Raw genomic sequence first — 821 nt, 5'->3', positions numbered from 1 at the left:
GAGGGGTCGCCGGGCCCGTCGGGCACGGTGGCCTCGCAGGTGAGCGAGGCCGCCGCCCGCCCGGTGAGCGCGGCGGCGAGGAGCGCCGCGTCCGGTTCGTGCTTCGCGTAGGCGTCCGGGAAGGCGGAGCGCTGCACCTTCTGCGCGGCGACGGTGAGCGGCAGGTCCGCGTAGCCGTCGACCTTGGCGAGCCGCTGGTAGAACTTCCCCGCGCTGTAGACGGGGTCCATGATCTGGGCGACGCTGCCCCAGCCCTGCGAGGGCCGCTGCTGGAAGAGGCCCACGGAGTCGCGGTCGCCGTGGTCGAGGTTGCGCAGGCCCGACTCCTGGAGCGCGGTCGCGAGGGCGATCGTCACGGCGCGTTCCGGCATCCCGCGCGAGGTGCCGACCGCCGCGATCGTCGCCGCGTTCACCGCCTGGTCGGCGCCGAAGAAGTACGTGGCCTTCGTGCCGTCCGCCGAGACCACCTCGCAGCCGGTGCGCGCCTGCCGCGCGTCCGGCCCGAAGCGCACCACGAGATATCCGGCGAGCGCGCACGTGGCGGTCAGCGCGGCGCCGTAGCGGAGCAGCCTGCGGCGGCGCAAGGGGCGGGAGGGCGAAGGCTCGGGCACGCCCATAAGGTAACGGGTCCGCGGCACGCGGCCACCCCGTGCGCGAGCGCCGGAAAGAACGCTGTGCGCGGGCTGTGGGACGCGCGGCCGGTGGGGCGTCCGGGACCTGTGCGCGGCCTGTGCGGGACCGGTGCGGGCAGAGGCGGCCGGAGCGGCGGGGCAAGCCGCGGGAACGGCGGGGCAGGCGGGTCCGCCACGGTGGGGCGGGCG

Annotated in this window: 1 pseudogene; it reads right to left on the bottom strand. The window is 76.6% G+C overall.

Going from position 1 to position 821, the window contains the following annotated elements:
* Positions 1–617 (bottom strand): annotated as a pseudogene (locus SSBG_RS08520) (hypothetical protein); the annotation flags it as partial.
* Positions 618–821: the final 204 nt, after the last annotated feature.

The sequence above is a fragment of the Streptomyces sp. SPB074 genome (assembly GCF_000154905.1).
Classification (GTDB): Bacteria; Actinomycetota; Actinomycetes; order Streptomycetales; family Streptomycetaceae; genus Streptomyces.
The sequence above is the reverse complement of the archived record's forward strand: the minus strand, read 5'-3'. Positions and strand labels throughout refer to the sequence as shown.